At 58.4% G+C, this 992-nt stretch carries 1 protein-coding gene; it reads left to right on the top strand.

What is annotated here, in order from left to right; all coding sequences use genetic code 11:
* The coding region (locus tag ACH107_RS33155) for a Mu-like prophage major head subunit gpT family protein (protein WP_412509835.1) at positions 1-798 on the top strand (798 nt) is incomplete at its 5' end.
* Between the last annotated feature and the right edge of the window lie 194 nt (positions 799-992).

A 992-nucleotide genomic window follows, 5' to 3' on the forward strand; every position in this document is an offset into this window, starting at 1 on the left:
ATGCCGCATACTGAGGCCTCACAGAAGTTCGCACTCGATCACATGCTCGAACGGTCAGAAATTTCTTGCACTACGGGCGGCAACCACAGAAGCAGCCTGCTAGAGGCGCACTCTTTCACCATCGTGAACCGCGATTTTGAAAGCACGGTTTCGATCCAGCGCAACGATCTGGCGGATGACCGGTATGGGGTCTACAAACCCAGTTTCTCCGAAATGGGGCAATTGGCCCGCCGCCATCCCGAAGAAATGGTCATGGGACTGCTGGCGCGAGGGTTTTCCGAGACCGGCTTCGATGGCCAGAACTTCTTTGACACGGACCACCCCATCAAAGACGCCGATGACAACGAAGTCACTGTCAGCAACATGCAGGACGGCACCGAGCCGCCTTGGTTCTTGCTGGACACATCGCGGGAGGTGCGCCCGACCATCTGGCAGGAACGTGAAAACCATGACTTCCAAGCCATGACGGGCGCGACCAACCCGCATGTCTTCATGAACGATGAATACATCTATGGCGTGAAAGCACGGGTCAACGCCGGGTTCGGCCTTTGGCAACTGGCCTTTGGCAGTAAGGCCGTCCTGAGCGGTGAAAACTACGCCGCCGCCCGCGCGGCCATGATGGGCTTCAAAAGCGATGGCGGGCGTATCCTTGGCGTCACGCCCACTACCCTCGTGGTCCCGCCGCAACTGGAAGAAAAGGCCTTGGAAATCCTCAATGCCGAACGTGATGCATCCGGGGCAACCAATGTCTGGCAGGATACCGCCGAACTGATCGTTTCTCCCTATTTGGGGGCGTAACCGATGGAACGCGCCGCGACCGCAATCTGTGACCGGGAACTGACCGGTCACGACGCGCCCGAATGGGTGCATCTGTTGCCCATGGGGCCGACCAAGGTGAACCGTCCCGGGTTTCCGAGAGGGTAAAACTCTCAGAGGATGACCCTTATGGAATCGAAGAAGCGAACCCCGAAGTACACGGCCGAGTTTCGCGA

The sequence above is a fragment of the Roseovarius halophilus (ex Wu et al. 2025) genome (assembly GCF_047086965.1).